The 14,989-nt window shown below is 74.1% G+C and carries 12 protein-coding genes; 11 read left to right on the forward strand and 1 reads right to left on the reverse strand.

The annotated features are described in order from the left end of the window. Positions 1-67: 67 nt before the first annotated feature. The 10 genes from IEV65_RS11165 to IEV65_RS11210 all read left to right on the forward strand — a co-directional run bounded on the left by IEV65_RS11165 (position 68) and on the right by IEV65_RS11210 (position 12,862). Positions 68-277, forward strand: a complete 210-nt coding sequence (locus tag IEV65_RS11165) for a hypothetical protein (protein ID WP_188430794.1) — start codon at positions 68-70, stop codon at positions 275-277. Then, positions 277-726 (forward strand): TadE/TadG family type IV pilus assembly protein, encoded by a 450-nt coding sequence (locus IEV65_RS11170; RefSeq protein ID WP_188430796.1) that lies wholly within the window; start codon positions 277-279, stop codon positions 724-726. Before IEV65_RS11165 ends, IEV65_RS11170 begins: the two co-directional genes overlap by 1 nt. Continuing rightward, complete coding sequence (locus tag IEV65_RS11175; protein ID WP_188430798.1) at positions 723-1,175, forward strand: TadE/TadG family type IV pilus assembly protein; 453 nt, start codon at positions 723-725, stop codon at positions 1,173-1,175. The genes IEV65_RS11170 and IEV65_RS11175 overlap by 4 nt, the downstream gene beginning before the upstream one ends. After that, a complete protein-coding gene (locus IEV65_RS11180) occupies positions 1,172-1,669 on the forward strand; it encodes a pilus assembly protein TadG-related protein (RefSeq protein WP_188430800.1) in 498 nt (165 codons plus the stop codon). The genes IEV65_RS11175 and IEV65_RS11180 overlap by 4 nt, the downstream gene beginning before the upstream one ends. Then, positions 1,641-2,339 carry a hypothetical protein gene (locus IEV65_RS11185; RefSeq protein WP_188430802.1) on the forward strand — a complete coding sequence of 233 codons (699 nt, stop codon included), beginning with the start codon at positions 1,641-1,643 and terminating at the stop codon, positions 2,337-2,339. Before IEV65_RS11180 ends, IEV65_RS11185 begins: the two co-directional genes overlap by 29 nt. Before the next feature lie 38 nt (positions 2,340-2,377). After that, a complete protein-coding gene (locus IEV65_RS11190) occupies positions 2,378-3,337 on the forward strand; it encodes a hypothetical protein (RefSeq protein ID WP_188430804.1) in 960 nt (319 codons plus the stop codon). Positions 3,338-3,371: 34 nt separating this feature from the next. After that, entirely contained in the window at positions 3,372-6,236 is a 2,865-nt protein-coding gene (locus IEV65_RS11195; RefSeq protein WP_188430806.1) for a hypothetical protein, read from the forward strand. Positions 6,237-6,249: 13 nt separating this feature from the next. Continuing rightward, positions 6,250-10,890, forward strand: a complete 4,641-nt coding sequence (locus IEV65_RS11200; RefSeq protein WP_188430936.1) for an FtsK/SpoIIIE domain-containing protein — start codon at positions 6,250-6,252, stop codon at positions 10,888-10,890. A 268-nt stretch (positions 10,891-11,158) separates the two neighbouring features. Beyond that, positions 11,159-11,434: a WXG100 family type VII secretion target gene (locus IEV65_RS11205; protein ID WP_188430808.1), complete on the forward strand. Its 276-nt coding sequence runs from the start codon at positions 11,159-11,161 to the stop codon at positions 11,432-11,434. A 219-nt stretch (positions 11,435-11,653) separates the two neighbouring features. Beyond that, positions 11,654-12,862 (forward strand): ATP-binding protein, encoded by a 1,209-nt coding sequence (locus IEV65_RS11210; RefSeq protein ID WP_188430810.1) that lies wholly within the window; start codon positions 11,654-11,656, stop codon positions 12,860-12,862. 167 nt (positions 12,863-13,029) lie between these two features. On the opposite strand, the gene IEV65_RS15920 is transcribed toward IEV65_RS11210, so the two are convergent. Beyond that, on the reverse strand, positions 13,030-13,974 hold the full coding sequence (locus IEV65_RS15920; protein WP_188430812.1) for a cold-shock protein: 945 nt from the start codon (positions 13,972-13,974) through the stop codon (positions 13,030-13,032). 69 nt (positions 13,975-14,043) lie between these two features. On the opposite strand from IEV65_RS15920, the gene cysM reads away from it, so the two are divergent. Next, positions 14,044-14,958 (forward strand): cysteine synthase CysM, encoded by a 915-nt coding sequence (gene cysM, locus IEV65_RS11220; protein ID WP_229735193.1) that lies wholly within the window; start codon positions 14,044-14,046, stop codon positions 14,956-14,958. Positions 14,959-14,989 lie beyond the last annotated feature (31 nt).

Consider the following 14,989-nt stretch of genomic DNA (forward strand, 5'->3'; position numbering starts at 1 on the left):
ATCGACGCGGAAGTTTGAGGGGCGTCCTGATCGCGGGACGTCGGACAACCACGAGGGGAAGTACCTGATGAAGCCGGTCAAGAACTACGTGCGCCGCGTCCAGGGCGAGCTGCTCGCCAAGAAGGACCGGGGCGCCTCCGCGCTCGAGTGGGCCCTGATCGCGGCGGTCGTCGTGGTCGCGGCTGCGCTCATCGGCGCGGCGGTCTACAACGTCATCTCGACCCGTGCGGCCCAGGTCACCAAGTGCGGCGGGGTCGCGGCTGGCGGCACCTGCTGATGTCGCCCGCCCGCCTCCGGCGGGCCCTGCGCCGTGACTCCGAGCGTGGCACCGCCGCGCTGGAGCTGGCGATCGTCGCTCCGTCCCTGCTCGCGCTGATCTTCTTCAGCCTGCAGGCGGGCTTCTTCTTCTACGGCCGGGCCGCCGCGACGCACGCCGCACGCGAGGGGGTCTCGTTGCTGCGCGTGGCCGAGGACGCCGGGGAGTATGCCGCGATGCGCGCCGACGCCCACGCGCGCACCGAGCGCTTCGCCGCCAACGTCGGCGGCGCGGGCCTCGTCGCGCCCACCGCGACGAGCAGCTACGTCGAGCAGGGCGACGGCAGCGCCCGCGTCAGCGTGACGGTCACCGGCCGCGTCATCACGCTGGTGCCGGGCCTCCACCTGCGCGCCTCGGCCGACGCCTCCGGCACGGTCGAGCGCTTCCTCGAGCCACCGGCGGTGCCGTGACCGCAGCAGCCGTCGCACGGCATACCTCAGCCCCCTCCCGCGCGGAGCGCGGCAGCGTCGCGCTCGAGTTCGCGTTCGCCGCCCCCATCGTCTTCCTGCTGCTCGCCCTGGCGTGGACCTACGGCCGGGTGGCGTGGGCCAACGGCCACCTCGAGGCCGGCGCCCGCGACGCCGCCCGGGTGGCGACCCAGGCCCGCTCCCTCGACGAGGCGCGGCAGGACGCGGTCGCGGTCCTGCGGGAGAACACCGCGCCCGTCCCCGGGTGTGCCGGCTCCTCCGCGCTGCGCATCGACGGCCGGTTCGAGCCGGGCGAGACGATCACGGTGACCGCCACCTGCACCTACCGGATCTCCGACATCGGCCTGCCCGGGGCGCCCGGAGCCGTGTCCCCGACCTCGAGCTTCTCCAGCGTCATCGACCTGCACCGCGGCATCGGCGGGACGCCGTGAGGACGCTGCGCGCCCTGCGCGCCTCGGTGCGCCGGCTCGGCGGTGCGGGCGAGCGCGGCTCGATCCTGCCGATCATCCCGGTGATGGCCCTGGCCCTGCTGATGATCGCCGGGCTGGTCATCGACGCCTCCCGCCAGCTCAACGCCCGCGGCCAGGCGGTCGCCTTCGCCGAGGAGGCGGCCCGGGCGGGGGCTCAGGCGGTCCGCAACGAGCAGCCGCTGCAACTGGACCCCGCCGAGGCGCGCGCCAACGTCGGCGACTACTGCGCGGGCGTGCTGGCGCGCGGTTACGTCACGCAGTGCGGGGTGACCGCGATCGAGCCCGCCGCCGAGGGGCCGGCCCGCCCGCTGGTCGTCGTCGTCCGCGTCCAGACCCGCATCCCCGCCACCCTGCTCGGGATGGTCGGGGTCCGCATGCTCACGGCCGCCGGCGAGGGCCGGGCCGAGCCCGTCGAAGGAGATCTCGTTGCACCAGTCACGCCGACCACGCCCTGACGCCGCGCTGCTGCCGGCCCTGGCCCTCGCCCTGTCCGCCTGCGGCGGCGACGAGGCCGGCGCCGACCCGGCGGCCGCGGTGCCCGTCCAGCTGTCCACCTCGGCCCCGGCCGCCCCGTCGGACACCGACGACGAGGACGAGGCCGAGACGACGGCGGACGACGCTGCCGCGACCACCGGACCGGCCGGGGAGCCCGACACCTGGGCCACCTTCACCGAGGAGCCCGGGCAGCTGCCGCCCGCCGACGGTGCCACGGCCTTCGCCGACGACCCCCGGGTGCTCGCCGTGCGCGAGTTCAACGCGGAGTTCGCGCGGGCCGCGAGCGAGAACGACCCGCAGCGGGCCGCGTGGCTGGCCACGCTCGACCCGGCGGGCTACGAGGACCTGATGGCGATGCTGAGCGAGGAGTTCGGCAAGCAGTACCCCGGCCCCCTGCCGATGACGGTGGTGGACGTCGCCGAGCTCGAGGACGGCACCGGGTCGGTCCAGGGGTGCATCATCTCCGAGGGTTTCGCCACCGGTGGCGAGGGTTACACCGGGAGCACGATCACGTCGGTCGAGTACGCTCTCGTCCCGGACCCCTCCGAGGAGGGTTCCTGGCTCGTGCAGAAGATCTGGGCCGGCGCCTACGACTGCTCCAGTGTTGACGTGGAGGCCACTGCATGGTGACCTTGGCGAGGATCACTGCCCTTGGGAGGGGAACAACCATGACCGTCAGCACCCGCCGTGCGCGACGCCTGGGCGGCATCGCCGCTGCCCTCGGCCTCACCGTCGCGCTGGCCGCACCGGCCAGCGCCGGCCTGGGCGACCCGCCGTCGCGCCCCGGCGAGGGCATCACCTGGGGCGACGGGGGCCAGGTGAAGATCAAGAGCATGCACACCGGCAACGGCACGTGCTCCTTCATCGCCTCACCGAACTCCCTCGGCGGCATCTGCGTCACCGCCAACGGCGTCGACGGTCCCTCGATCACCGAGGTGCTGGCCGGCGACCCGCTGCCCAGCTGCTGGGACGAGAAGCTCACCGACCAGGAGCTGGAGGACACCAACCTCCAGCACGGCGACGGCACCAGCTGGTACTGGCACCGCTGCCTGCGCGGGATCGACCCCGAGACCCTGGAGATCGAGCCGGGCGGCATCAACTTCGGCATCGGCATCTGGCCCTTCGCCGACGACGACCCGGACCTCGTCTTCCTGACGCCCAACCAGCAGGCCTTCGTCGACCGCTTCGTCTCTCGCGGCAACGTGCCCGAGCCGGTGCTGCTCGCCTCCCCGAACCCGGTGCCGCTGGTCAACCAGGACGTCGCGTTCTACAACTACGGCGACGACCAGATCCAGGTCGACATGAGCGTCCCCGGGGTGGCGATGCGGGGCAAGATCACCCAGATGATCGTCTACCCCCAGGGTCGCCCGGGGCCGGCGGTCACCTGCCCGGGCGCCGGCGTCCAGGCGCAGGAGGGCGACACGCCCCGGTCGCTGCGCGAGGCGTGCTGGTACGCCTACAAGGAGTCCAGCCTCGGCCGCGACGGCGACTACTACGACGCCGAGATCCACGTGAAGTGGCAGGTCGACGTCCTCCTCGACGGCCGCTGGCAGCCGTTCCACAGCTTCACCAAGGGCGCCCCGGCCATGATCCCGGTCAACGAGGTCCAGGCCCTGGTCCAGCCCTGACGCACGTCCGAGCATTCGGGGGAAGAGGAAGACGATGAGCACCACCGCACCGCACCGACCGTCCAGCGGCTACCGGCCGCGCACCGCCGCCGACCACCTGCCGCGACCTGAGGGCTCCGGCCGGTCGGTCGGCAAGGGGTTGCTCTCGCTCCTCGGGCTCCTGGTGGTCGTCGTGGGCGTGCCGGCCGCCCTCGTCTACTTCGTCGGCAACCCGCTGCCGACGTCGCGGCCCGACGTCAGCTGGCTCACCGCCCCGGTGACGGCGGAGGCGCTCATCGCGATCGTCGCCGTCCTCGTCTGGCTCGTCTGGGCGCACTTCGTCGTCTGCGTCATCGCCGAGCTCCGCGCCGCGCGCGCAGGGCGTATGCCGTCGCTCGTGCCCGGGGGCGGGGGCTCGCAGCTGCTCGCCCGCCGGCTCGTGGCCGGGGTGCTGCTGCTGGCGGGGTCGGCGACGATGACCGGCCACGCCCCGGGGCAGGCGGTCGCGCCGGTGACGGCGGTCGTGAGCACGGACGCCGGGGCGGCGGCGGCGGCCACCTCCGCCGCGCTCGGCACGGAGCGCGCCGGCGCGTTGGCCGACGGGGTGCAGGACTCCGCGACGGACGGGCCCGCGGCCAGCGCGGGGCAGCAGGCGTCGGTGACCAAGTTCTACGAGGTGCAGCCGCCGTCGGGCCGCCACCACGACACGCTCTGGGACATCGCGGACCGCACACTGGGCGACCCCTTCCGCTACAAGGAGATCTTCGAGCTCAACAAGGACCGGGTGCAGCCGGACGGCCGACGCCTCGTCGACGCGGACCTGATCCAGCCCGGCTGGCAGCTGGTGATGCCGGCGGACGCCACCGGACCGGCCATCGCGACCGTGCGGGCGCACGTGGCCCCGGGTGGCCAGACCGCGGAGGCCGTCGCCTCGTCCGCCCTCGGCGGCGGGGCCGACCTCGGCGTCGCCTCCTCGTCGGACACGGGCGCCACCACGGCCGGCTCGGCGGCCGACGCTGAGCCCGCAGCCACGCCAGCTTCGGTGTCCTCCACCGCGCCCGCCTCCACGCCTTCCTCGTCCGTCGACCTGGGCGACCTCGCTCTCGGTGGCGGTCTCGTCCTGGCCGGTCTGGCGCTGGCGCTGACCGAGCGCCGCGGCCCGTACGGCACACCCGGTGAGGAGGACGAGGCGCTGCGGCTGGCCGGCAACCCCTCGCGCGCGGACCTGCTCGACCGCTCGCTGCGCCTGCTGGCGCAGGGCCGGCGTCAGCAGGGCCGGCCGATGCCGTCGGCGGTGGCGGTCTACGTCAGCGACGAGCAGGTCATCGTCCACCTGGACGCCCCGGAGGACGCTGCCTCCGGGCACGGCGAGCCGCCGGCCCCCTGGAGGGCGACCGACGGCGACCGCGCCTGGTCGGTGTCCGCCTCGGACCTGGCCGGCCTGCAGCCCGAGGGCTCGGCGCCCTGGCCGGGGCTGGTGGCGATCGCGCTGTCGCACGGCTACGACCTGCTCGTCGACCTCGAGCACGCGCCCGGGCTGATCAGCCTCGGTGGTGCGGGCGACGTCGCGCGTGAGGTGGCGCTATCGCTCGTCGTCGACCTGCTGACCCACCCGTGGTCCGACTCCGTCGACGTCAGCCTCGTCGGCTTCGCGGGCGACGAGAGCCTGGCCGAGCTCGCCACCGGGCGGGTCCGCACCGTGGTCTCGATCGAGGACGCCCTCGCGGGGGCGCGTCGCGAGGTCGAGCAGCACGCGGCCCTGGTGCGCAGCCTCGGTGTCGACGGCGTCGTCGCCGGTCGGCTGGCGGGCTCCGGCCCCGACCTGCGTCCGCACGTGATGGTCCTGTCCGGCAGCCCCACCCCGGAGCAGGCCCACGAGCTCACCGAGCTGATGATGTCCAGCCCCAGGACCGGCCTCGCCGCCGTCTGCGTGGGCCAGTCGCTGGCGGCCCGCTGGCGCTTCGGCGTGGACCAGGCCGGCGCGATCGACCTCGGCGTGCTGGGCCTGAGCGGCACCGCGCGACGGCTGCGTCACCAGGACGTGGCCCGGGTCGCGGGCTGGGTCCGCGACGCCGGTGAGGAGGCGGCCCGCACGACGAGCACCGCCAGCGCCCTCGACCCGGCGTCGGCCCTGCGCAGCCTGCCGGCCGAGGGGGCCGACCTCGTCGCCGCAGCCGCCCCGATGCACGAGCAGGCCACCGCCCTGGCGCACGTCGGCCTGCTCGGACCGGTGCTGGTCACCGCGCGCGGCCCGCTCAACCCGGCCCGCGAGGAGCTGCTGACCGAGCTCGTCACCCTCGTCGCTCTGCACCCCGAGGGCGTCCACGACTCCGTGCTGCGCGTGTCCCTGTGGCCGCGCGGCGTGGAGGACGACGTCGTCGCGGCCACCCTGGCGGCAGCGGTGTCCTGGCTCGGGACCGACGCGCACGGCGCCCCCCTGCTGGACAACCGCGACGGCCGCTGGCGCCTGGCGCCGGAGGTGCACGTCGACTGGCACGAGCTCGCCGCGGTCGCCCGCGCCCACGCCGACGACCGGCACCGGGTCAGCGCGATGCTGGCCCGCCAGCGCGGCGAGGTCTTCTCGGCCACCCCGGCCGGCCGCTACACCTGGCTGGCCTTCCACCAGGCCGCTCGCGACGCCCGCGTCCTGGTCACGGCCCTGGCGCGCCGCGCCGCGGCCGCGCACGCCAGCGCCGGCGACGCCGACCTGGCCTCCCGCACGCTGCGCGACGCGCTCGCGCTGGTGCCGCGGTCCCAGGCCCTGTGGCGCGACCTCGTCCGGCTGCATGGCGGCGCCGACCCCGGCGCCGCAGGAGCGCTCGTGACCGAGATGCGCCAGGCCCTGGGGGCCGACGCGCTCGAGCCCGAGACCAGCGCCCTCGTGCAGCACCTCGTGCCCGGCGGCCGGGAGCTGGGGTGATCGGGTGCGGCTGATGATCACGGTGGTCGTCCCCCACGGCCCCGCGGCAGCCGACCACACCCACGACCTGGTCGTCGACACCGAGGACGACTCCACCGTCGGCGACCTCGCCCGGGCGCTCGCCCGGCACCTTCCTGGACCGCACCGCGACGGCGCAGCCGCGCGCGGCGCCGGCCCGGGCGTGCCGCACCTGCGCGTCGTCCGGGGCGAGGAGCAGAACCCGCCCGTCCCGGTCGACCGCGAGCTGCCCGTCCCGCTCCTCTTCCACGGCAGCGCGCCGCTCGACCCCTCCCTGCCCCTGGCCGCCAGCACGGTCCGGCACGGCAGCCTCGTCGGCCTGGGCGAGCCGGTCCCCGAGCTGCTCGCCGAGCCCACCGGCACCGTCGAGGTCCGGCTCGCCTCCGGGCCCGGCGCGGGGCTGGTCACCCGCCTCGCCACCGGCGACCACATCGTCGGCTCCTCCCCGCACGGCTCGGTCCGGCTGCCCGCCATCGGGCTGCCCGAGCACTGCCTCACCCTGCGCGTCCGCCCCGACGGCGGTGTCGAGGTCACGCCCGAGCCGGACGTGCTCGGCATACTCCAGCAGCCGGTATGGCGAGCCCGTCCCCTCCCCGGGCCGATCGTGCTCGACGCCGACGCGGAGATCCGCGAGCGGCGCGAGGGGGAGAGCACCTACACCGAGCTGCCGCCGGGCACGCGCGTCATCAGCCCCGAGGACCCGGTGCCGCTCGTGCACGTCGAGCGCGAGGAGGTCGCGCCCGGGCAGGAGTGGCTCGTCGGGCAGACGCTGGCCGTCGGGCCGTGCCTGCTGGAGCTGGCCCGTCCCAGCGCGCCGGACGCCTCGCTGTCGCCGAGCCCGCAGGGCGCCACGCTCGACTACAACCGGCCGCCGCGCCTGCTCCCGGCTGTCCGTCAGACCGACTTCACGCTGCCGAACGAGCCGCGCCGCCCGCTGGGGCAGCAGCTGCCGTGGGCGTTCATCCTGCTGCCGGCCGTCGCCGGCATCGCGATGTTCCTGCTCACGCAGCGCGCCTACACGCTGATCTTCATCGCGCTCACGCCGTTGATGGCGCTGGCCAACTGGCTCTCGGGGCGGTCGCAGGAGCGCAAGCGCTACCGGGTCGACTTCGCCGAGTACACCACCCGCATGCGCAAGGTGCAGCAGAGCGCGCTGGAGGCGTTGACCGAGGAGCGCGCCTCCCGACGCCGTGACCTGCCGGACCCGGGCGCGGTGCTGATGACCGCGATCGGGCCGCGCGCCCGCCTCTGGGAGCGGCGCCGCACCGACCCCGACTGGCTGTTGGCCCGCTTCGGCACGGCCGACCAGGTCTCGCGGGTCACCGTCAAGGCCCGCGACCGCGAGGAGCACGAGGGCGACATCGTCTGGACCGCGCCCGACGTGCCGGTGACCGTGGGCCTGGCCGAGGCCGGCGTCACCGGCGTCGCGGGACCGCAGCGGCGGGCGGTGGCCCGGTGGGTCCTCGCCCAGCTCGCGGTCCTGCACTCGCCGGTCGACCTCGACGTCACGCTGCTCACCACCCGCGAGGGCGAGGGCGACTGGCACTGGGCGCGCTGGCTGCCGCACCTGCGCTCCGACGAGGGTGACCCCGAGCTCGCGCAGGTCGGCGTCGACGACGAGACGACGGCCAGGCGGATCGCCGAGCTGGTCGCCGAGCTCGAGCGTCGCCTCGCGCAGCGCGGCTCCTCGGGCTTCTCGACGACGGCCCAGACCTTCCCGCCGATGCTGGTCGTCCTCGACGGCTCCCGCCGGCTCCGCCTGCTCCCGGGGATGATCCCGCTCCTGCAGCAGGGGCCGTCGGTGCAGATGGTCTTCCTCTGCCTCGACGAGGACGAGCGGCTGCTGCCGGAGGAGTGCTCGGCGGTGGTCCAGGCAGACGAGCCGCACATGACGGTGCGCATCACCGAGCGCTGGGTCACCGAGGGCATCCGCCCCGACCTGGTGAGCACGGCCTGGGCCGAGCGCGTCGCCCGCGCCCTCGCGCCGGTCCGCGACGTCTCCGCCGAGGACGCGGCGGCCTCGATCCCGACCTCGAGCCGGCTGCTCGAGGTCATCCGTCTCGACCCGCCGACCGCCGAGAAGGTGGAGGAGCTGTGGTCGACGGTCGGGCGGACGACCACGGCCGTCGTCGGCGAGGGGGCCGAGGGCCCGTTCGCGGTCGACATGGTCAGGGACGGCCCGCACGGGCTGGTCGCCGGCACGACGGGCTCCGGCAAGTCGGAGTTCCTGCAGACCCTCATCGCCTCGCTCGCGGTGCGCAACCGGCCCGACGAGATGACCTTCGTGCTCGTCGACTACAAGGGCGGGGCGGCCTTCAAGGACTGCAACCGGCTGCCGCACACGGTCGGCATGGTCACCGACCTCGACGGGCACCTCACCGGCCGGGCGCTGGAGTCGCTCGGGGCCGAGCTGCGCCGCCGCGAGCACCAGCTCGCCGCGGCCGACGCCAAGGACATCGAGGACTACCTCGCCACCAAGGGTCCGGACGACGAGCCGATGCCGCGGCTGCTCATCGTCATCGACGAGTTCGCCGCGCTCGTCGCCGAGCTGCCCGACTTCGTCACCGGTCTGGTCGACATCGCCCGCCGCGGCCGCTCGCTCGGCGTGCACCTCATCCTCGCCACGCAGCGCCCCGCCGGCGTCGTGAGCGCCGAGATCAAGTCCAACACCAACCTGCGCATCGCCCTGCGCGTCACCGACGCCGGCGACTCCCAGGACGTCATCGAGGCGCGCGACGCCGCCGAGATCGCCAAGTCCACCCCCGGCCGCGCCTACGCCCGGCTCGGCCACTCCAGCCTCATCCCGTTCCAGTCCTCCCGCGTGGGCGGCCGGCGCCGTGGCGCCGGCCGCGCCGCCCAGGTCCGTCTTCGCGGTATGCCGTTCCACGAGCTCGGCGTCGCGCCCGCCCGGGCAGCGGTCGCGGAGGAGGACGCCAGCGTGCCCACGGACCTGGCCGAGCTGGTCGCAGCCTGCCGCGAGGCGAGCGAGCGCACCGGCGTGGTCGCGCCCCCCAGCCCGTGGCTGCCCGCGCTGGAGGAGGTGGTGACCCTGGAGCAGGTGCTCGAGGCCAGCCCGCACGCCATACCCGCCCCGGACCGGCTGGTCCTGCCGATCGGTGTGGTCGACCTGCCCGCGGAGCAACGTCGGGACGTCGCGACCTACGACCTCGAGCGCGGCGGCCACCTCGCCGTGGTCGGGGCCTCGCGGTCGGGGCGCTCGACGGTGCTGCGGGCGCTCGCGGGCGCGATCGCGCGCGACGTCTCGCCCGCGGACGTGCACGTCTACGGCATCGACTGCGGCAACAACGCGCTCCTGCCCCTGCAGGCGATGCCGCACGTCGGGGCGGTGGTCACACGCGACCAGACCGACCGGATGGACCGGCTCGTCGCGCGGCTGCGCGGCCTCATCAGCGACCGGCAGCAGCGGCTCGCCGAGGACGGCTACGCCGACGTGACCGAGCAGCGGGCGGCCGCCGCCCCGGAGGACCGGCTGCCCTATCTCCTCGTGCTGCTCGACCGGTGGGAGGGCTTCTTCCAGGCCTACGACGGACTCGACGGCGGGCGGCTGGTCACCGCCGTCCAGCAGGTCCTGCAGGAGGGCGCGGCCGCCGGGGTGCGGGTCGTGATGACGGGCGACCGGTCACTGACGATGGGCCGGATGTCGACCCTGCTCGACGACACCCTGATGCTCCGCACGACCGACCCCGGCGACTTCACCACGATCGGGATGCCCGTCAAGAAGGTCCCCGCCTCGATGCCCGACGGTCGGGGCTTCCGGGCCGAGGGGCTGCGCGAGACCCAGGTCGCGCTGCTCGACGAGGACCCCGCCGGCACCGCGCAGGTGCGGGCGCTGCAGGCACTCGCCCGCGCGAGCGCGGAGAGGTATGCCGCCCTGCCCCGTCCGCTCCGGCCGTTCCACGTGGACCTTCTGCCGGTCCGCGTCGACGCTCAGGAGGCCGCCCGCCTGGCGGCGCAGGACGCCGCGGACGGCGTGGTGGTGCCGTCGACCTCGCTGGCGATCGCGGTCGGGGGCGACACGCTGGGGGTGCGCCACCTCGACGCCGTCGACCACGGGCCGGGGCTGCTGGTCACGGGCGCCCGGCGCACGGGTCGGTCGACGGCCCTGCGGCAGCTGGCCGCGCAGGCGCTGGAGCGGCGGTGGAACGTGGCGGTGGTGACACCGCGCACGAGCCCGCTGCGCGAGCTGGAGGGCCGCGACGGGGTGTTCGGGCCGTGGGACCTGTCCAGCGACCAGTCCGCGGTGCCGGCCGAGCTCACAAGCCTCGTCGCGGACCCCGTGCCGCTGCTGGTCGTCGTCGACGACCTCGAGCTGGTGGGCAGCGACGGCTGGCTGGCCGACGCGCTCGTGCGCACCCTGGAGTCGATGCGCGACACCGACAACCTGCTCGTGGGCGCGGGCAACGGGGCTGACCTGCAGTCGCACTACCGCGGCCCCGCGTCACTGCTGAAGAAGGCGGGCAGCGGCCTGATGCTGGCCCCGCAGTCGAGCGCCGACGCCGACCTCTTCGGGGCCAGGCTCAACCGGTCCGCCTTCGGGCTCTCCATGCCGCCGGGCGGCGGCTACCTCGTGCACTCCGGCCAGGCGACGCGGGTGCAGGTGATCTGGCCGGACTGACGTCGACGCCGCCCGTCGTGGGTCCACTTTCGTTGCGGGAGAAGGCGCCTGGCCTGAAGCGACACCGCACCTGAGATGCGGTGGCTCGGCATACCCGGAACGAGTGGTGGCAGGATCGTGCCAATGTCGCGATCTGGCCCGGAGTGGACGGGGTCTGGGTGGACAGGGTCGCCGGCGGCTGCCTAGGGTGGGTCTCGATCGCACCGCCGAGGGTGTTTGTGGGGGGTGCGGTCACGACAACGACAAACCCTCGGAAAGGACACTCATCATGGCTGTTGGTGGTGAACTCGCGACCCTTCGCGACCTGCACAAGACCCTCGACAACTCCGCCCAGGACATCCAGCGGATCGCCGGCGACATCGACCGGTCCCTCGGTGGCACGGTGTGGACCGGCTCCAACTCGGAGAAGTTCCGGGACGCCTGGGGCACGTTCAAGCCGACCCTGACCCCGAAGCTGGTCGACGCGCTGAACGAGGCCAAGGAAGACATCAAGACCCAGCACAACAACCTGGCTGCTGCGACCGGCGAGTCCGACCGCATCTGACCTGCGTGCGAGGCGGGGCCGGGACAGCTGTCCCGACCCCGCCTTCGTCGTCCACGGCGATCGTCGCTTATCAGGGAATCTTGCTCGTTTCCGAGATGGTCGGAGACAAGTCGATCATGGGCGGCTTGAGCGGTCGACCCGGGCCGGCGCGCGACAGACATGCTCGGCCCCTCTGCGTGTCTCTCGGAGAATGACTAGAGATCGGCATACTGTCCGAGCGTGGACCCGATCCGTAATCCCTACGCCCCCGGCGCCGGGCAGCGCCCGCCCGAGCTCGCCGGCCGCGACGAGCAGCTCGACCGCTTCCAGGTGGTGCTCGAGCGCATCCAGCGCGGGCGCCCCGAGCGCTCGATGATCCTGACCGGCCTGCGGGGGGTCGGCAAGACCGTCCTGCTCAACGCGCTGCGCTCGACCGCGGTGCGTGCGCGGTGGGGGACCGGGAAGTACGAGGCGCGCCCCGAGCAGGGCATGCGCCGACCGATGGCGGCCGCTCTGCACGTCGCCGTGCGCGAGCTCGGTCACCCGCAGGGCGGCGAGGTGGACCACGTCCTGGGCGTGATCAAGGCGTTCGCGCAGAAGGACCAGCCGGGTGCCAAGCTGCGGGACCGCTGGAACCCCGGCATCGACGCGCCCGCCATCACCGGACGCGCCGACTCCGGCGACATCGAGATCGACCTGGTGGAGCTCTTCACCGACGTGGGCGGGCTCGCCGCGGACGTCGGCAAGGGCGTGGCGATCTTCATCGACGAGATGCAGGACCTCCAGGCCGAGGACGTGTCGGCGATCTGCGCGGCCTGCCACGAGCTGAGCCAGTCCGCGCTGCCGGTCATCGTCGTCGGCGCGGGGCTGCCGCACCTGCCGGCCGTGCTCTCGGCGAGCAAGTCCTACTCGGAGCGGCTGTTCCGCTACAACCGGATCGACCGGCTGTCCCGCGAGGAGGCCGCCCGCGCGCTGCAGTCGCCCGCCGAGGACGAGGACGCCGAGTGGGCGCCGGACGCCCTGGAGGCCATGTATGCCGCGACCGGCGGCTACCCCTACTTCATCCAGGCCTACGGCAAGGAGGTCTGGGACCTGGCGCCCGCCTCACCCATCACGGCGGAGGACGTCAGGGTGGCCTCGCCGGAGGCGGAGGAGGAACTGGCCGTCGGCTTCTTCGGCTCGCGCTACGAGCGCGCGACACCCGGGGAGCGGGAGTACCTGCGCGCCATGGCCGAGGTCGCCGCCGCCCAGGTGGCCGGTGGTGGCGAGGTCGACGAGGTCGGCTCGGTCGCCACGGCGGACCTGGCCACGCACCTGGGCCGCAAGCCCCAGTCGCTGTCACCGGCGCGTGACGCACTCCTGAAGAAGGGGCTCATCTACTCCGGCGAGCGCGGCCGGATCGCCTTCACGGTGCCCCACTTCGGGAGGTACCTGCTGGGGCAGGCCTGACAGGGGGGGCGATGGCAGCACATCGTGGGTGAAGCGACGCAAGCCGACCACGACCGACAACCTCATGAGGGAAGTGGTTCCTCGCGCGGGTCACAACCGTCTCCCAGAGCCGCTTCCCTCTCGAAGTACTGTGCCGCTGGCGCGCACCGTCAGCGTGTCCGAGAGCGTCAGAGGAGTTCCACGCGGTCGGCCTGCGGCCCTCGGTCGCTCTGCCGCACCTGGAAGCGCACCCGGTCGCCCTGGCGCAGGTCCTCGACGTTGGCGAGGGCCGAGGCGTGCACGAACAGGTCCGCGCCGCCGGAGTCAGGGGAGATGAAGCCGAACCCGCGCTCCTCGTCGTAGCGCACGACGACGCCCTCGCCACCTCGCGCCGGCGCGTCGCGTCGGTCCTGGTGCCTCGGCCGAGCGCGGGTCGGAGCCGCTGCGGGCGCCCTCCGCGGCTTGGTGCTGCGGGCGAGGCGGACGTCGCGAGCCTGAGGACCCCTCTCGCTCTCGACCACGTCGTACGTGACCCGGTCGCCCTCCTCCAGCTCGAGGAGGCCCTCGGGGAGCGAGCGGGCGTGGACGAAGAGGTCGGCGCCGCCCGAGTCGGGGGTGATGAAACCGAAGCCCTTCTCCACGTCATACCAGGACACCGTGCCGTCCGCCCCGTCGGCCGGGGCGCCCTGCTGACCGGCGGTCGTCGCCAGGGGCAGGAGGTGGTCGGCCTGCGGGCCCTTCTCCCCGGGGACGACGAGGAAGGCCACCCGCTGCCCCTCCGCGACCACGCCGCCCCCCACGATGGCCGAGCTGTGCACGAAGATCTCGGCCTCACCGTCGTCGGGCGTGATGAACCCGTAGCCCTTGGCGGGCTCGTACCAGGAGACGGTGCCGAGCATGCCCAGCGGTGCGTCGGCGGCGCGGTCGCCGGTGACTCGGACGCGGCGTGCCTGCGGGCCGCGGTCTCCCTCGCCGATCTCGAACTCGACGACCTGGCCCTCACGGAGCGACTTCATGGCGTCGCCGCTGACGATCTCGGACGCGTGGACGTAGAGGTCCTCCGCCTCCTCCCCGACGGCGATGAAGCCGTAACCCCGGTCGGCGTCGAACCAGCGGACGGTGCCCTGAGCCACGGCATACTCCTTGTCGAGGGACGGTCAGATCCTCCCAGTGTGCCCGACCGCCGCCGTAGACTCCCGCGGGTGAGCAGCTCTGGTCGGTACCTCACGATGGAGGACGTCATCGGCGACACCCCGCTGGTGCGCCTGCAGCGCCTTCCGGGTCCGGAGAACGCACGCCGCGGCAACGTCCTGCTCGCCAAGCTCGAGGGGAACAACCCGGCCGGCTCGGTGAAGGACCGCCCGGCGATCAGCATGATCCGCGGAGCCGAGGCGCGCGGGGAGATCTCCCCCGGCGACACCCTGCTGGAGGCCACGTCCGGCAACACCGGGATCGGCCTGGCCATGGCGGCGGCGATCAGCGGCTATCCCCTGGTCATCGTGATGCCCGAGGACGCCTCGGTCGAGCGGATCCGGACCATGAAGGCGTATGGCGCCGACGTGGTCCTCACCCCTGCGGCTGGCGGCATGGAGGAGGCCCGCGACGTCGTGACGCGGATGGAGCAGGAGGGCAGGGGCCGGGTCCTGGACCAGTTCGGCAACCCGGACAACCCCCGTGCCCATGAGCACGGCACGGGCCCGGAGCTGTGGCGCCAGACGGACGGCCGGATCACGCACTTCGTGTCCGCGATGGGCACGACGGGCACGATCACCGGGGTATCGCGGTTCCTGAAGTCACGCAGCCCTGGTGTCCAGATCGTCGGTGCGCAGCCTGCGGAGGGTGCGAGGATCCCCGGGATCCGCGCCTGGCCACCGGAGTACGTGCCGACGATCTTCGAGCCCTCCGCCGTTGACCGCACGGTGGAGGTCACCCAGGCCGACGCCGAGGAGACGGCCCGCCGGCTGGCCCGCGAGGAAGGCATCTTCGGCGGGATCTCCTCGGGCGGCGCGTGCTGGACCGCTCTGCGGGTGGCCGAGGAGGTCGAGGGTGCGACGATCGTCTTCGTGGTCTGCGACCGCGGCGACCGCTACCTCTCCAGTGGCGTGTTCCCCGCCTGAAGCCCGTCCGGCAAGCCAGCCGCCCCCCTTC

The sequence above is a fragment of the Ornithinimicrobium tianjinense genome (assembly GCF_014636495.1).
GTDB classification, from domain to species: Bacteria; Actinomycetota; Actinomycetes; order Actinomycetales; family Dermatophilaceae; genus Ornithinicoccus; species Ornithinicoccus tianjinensis.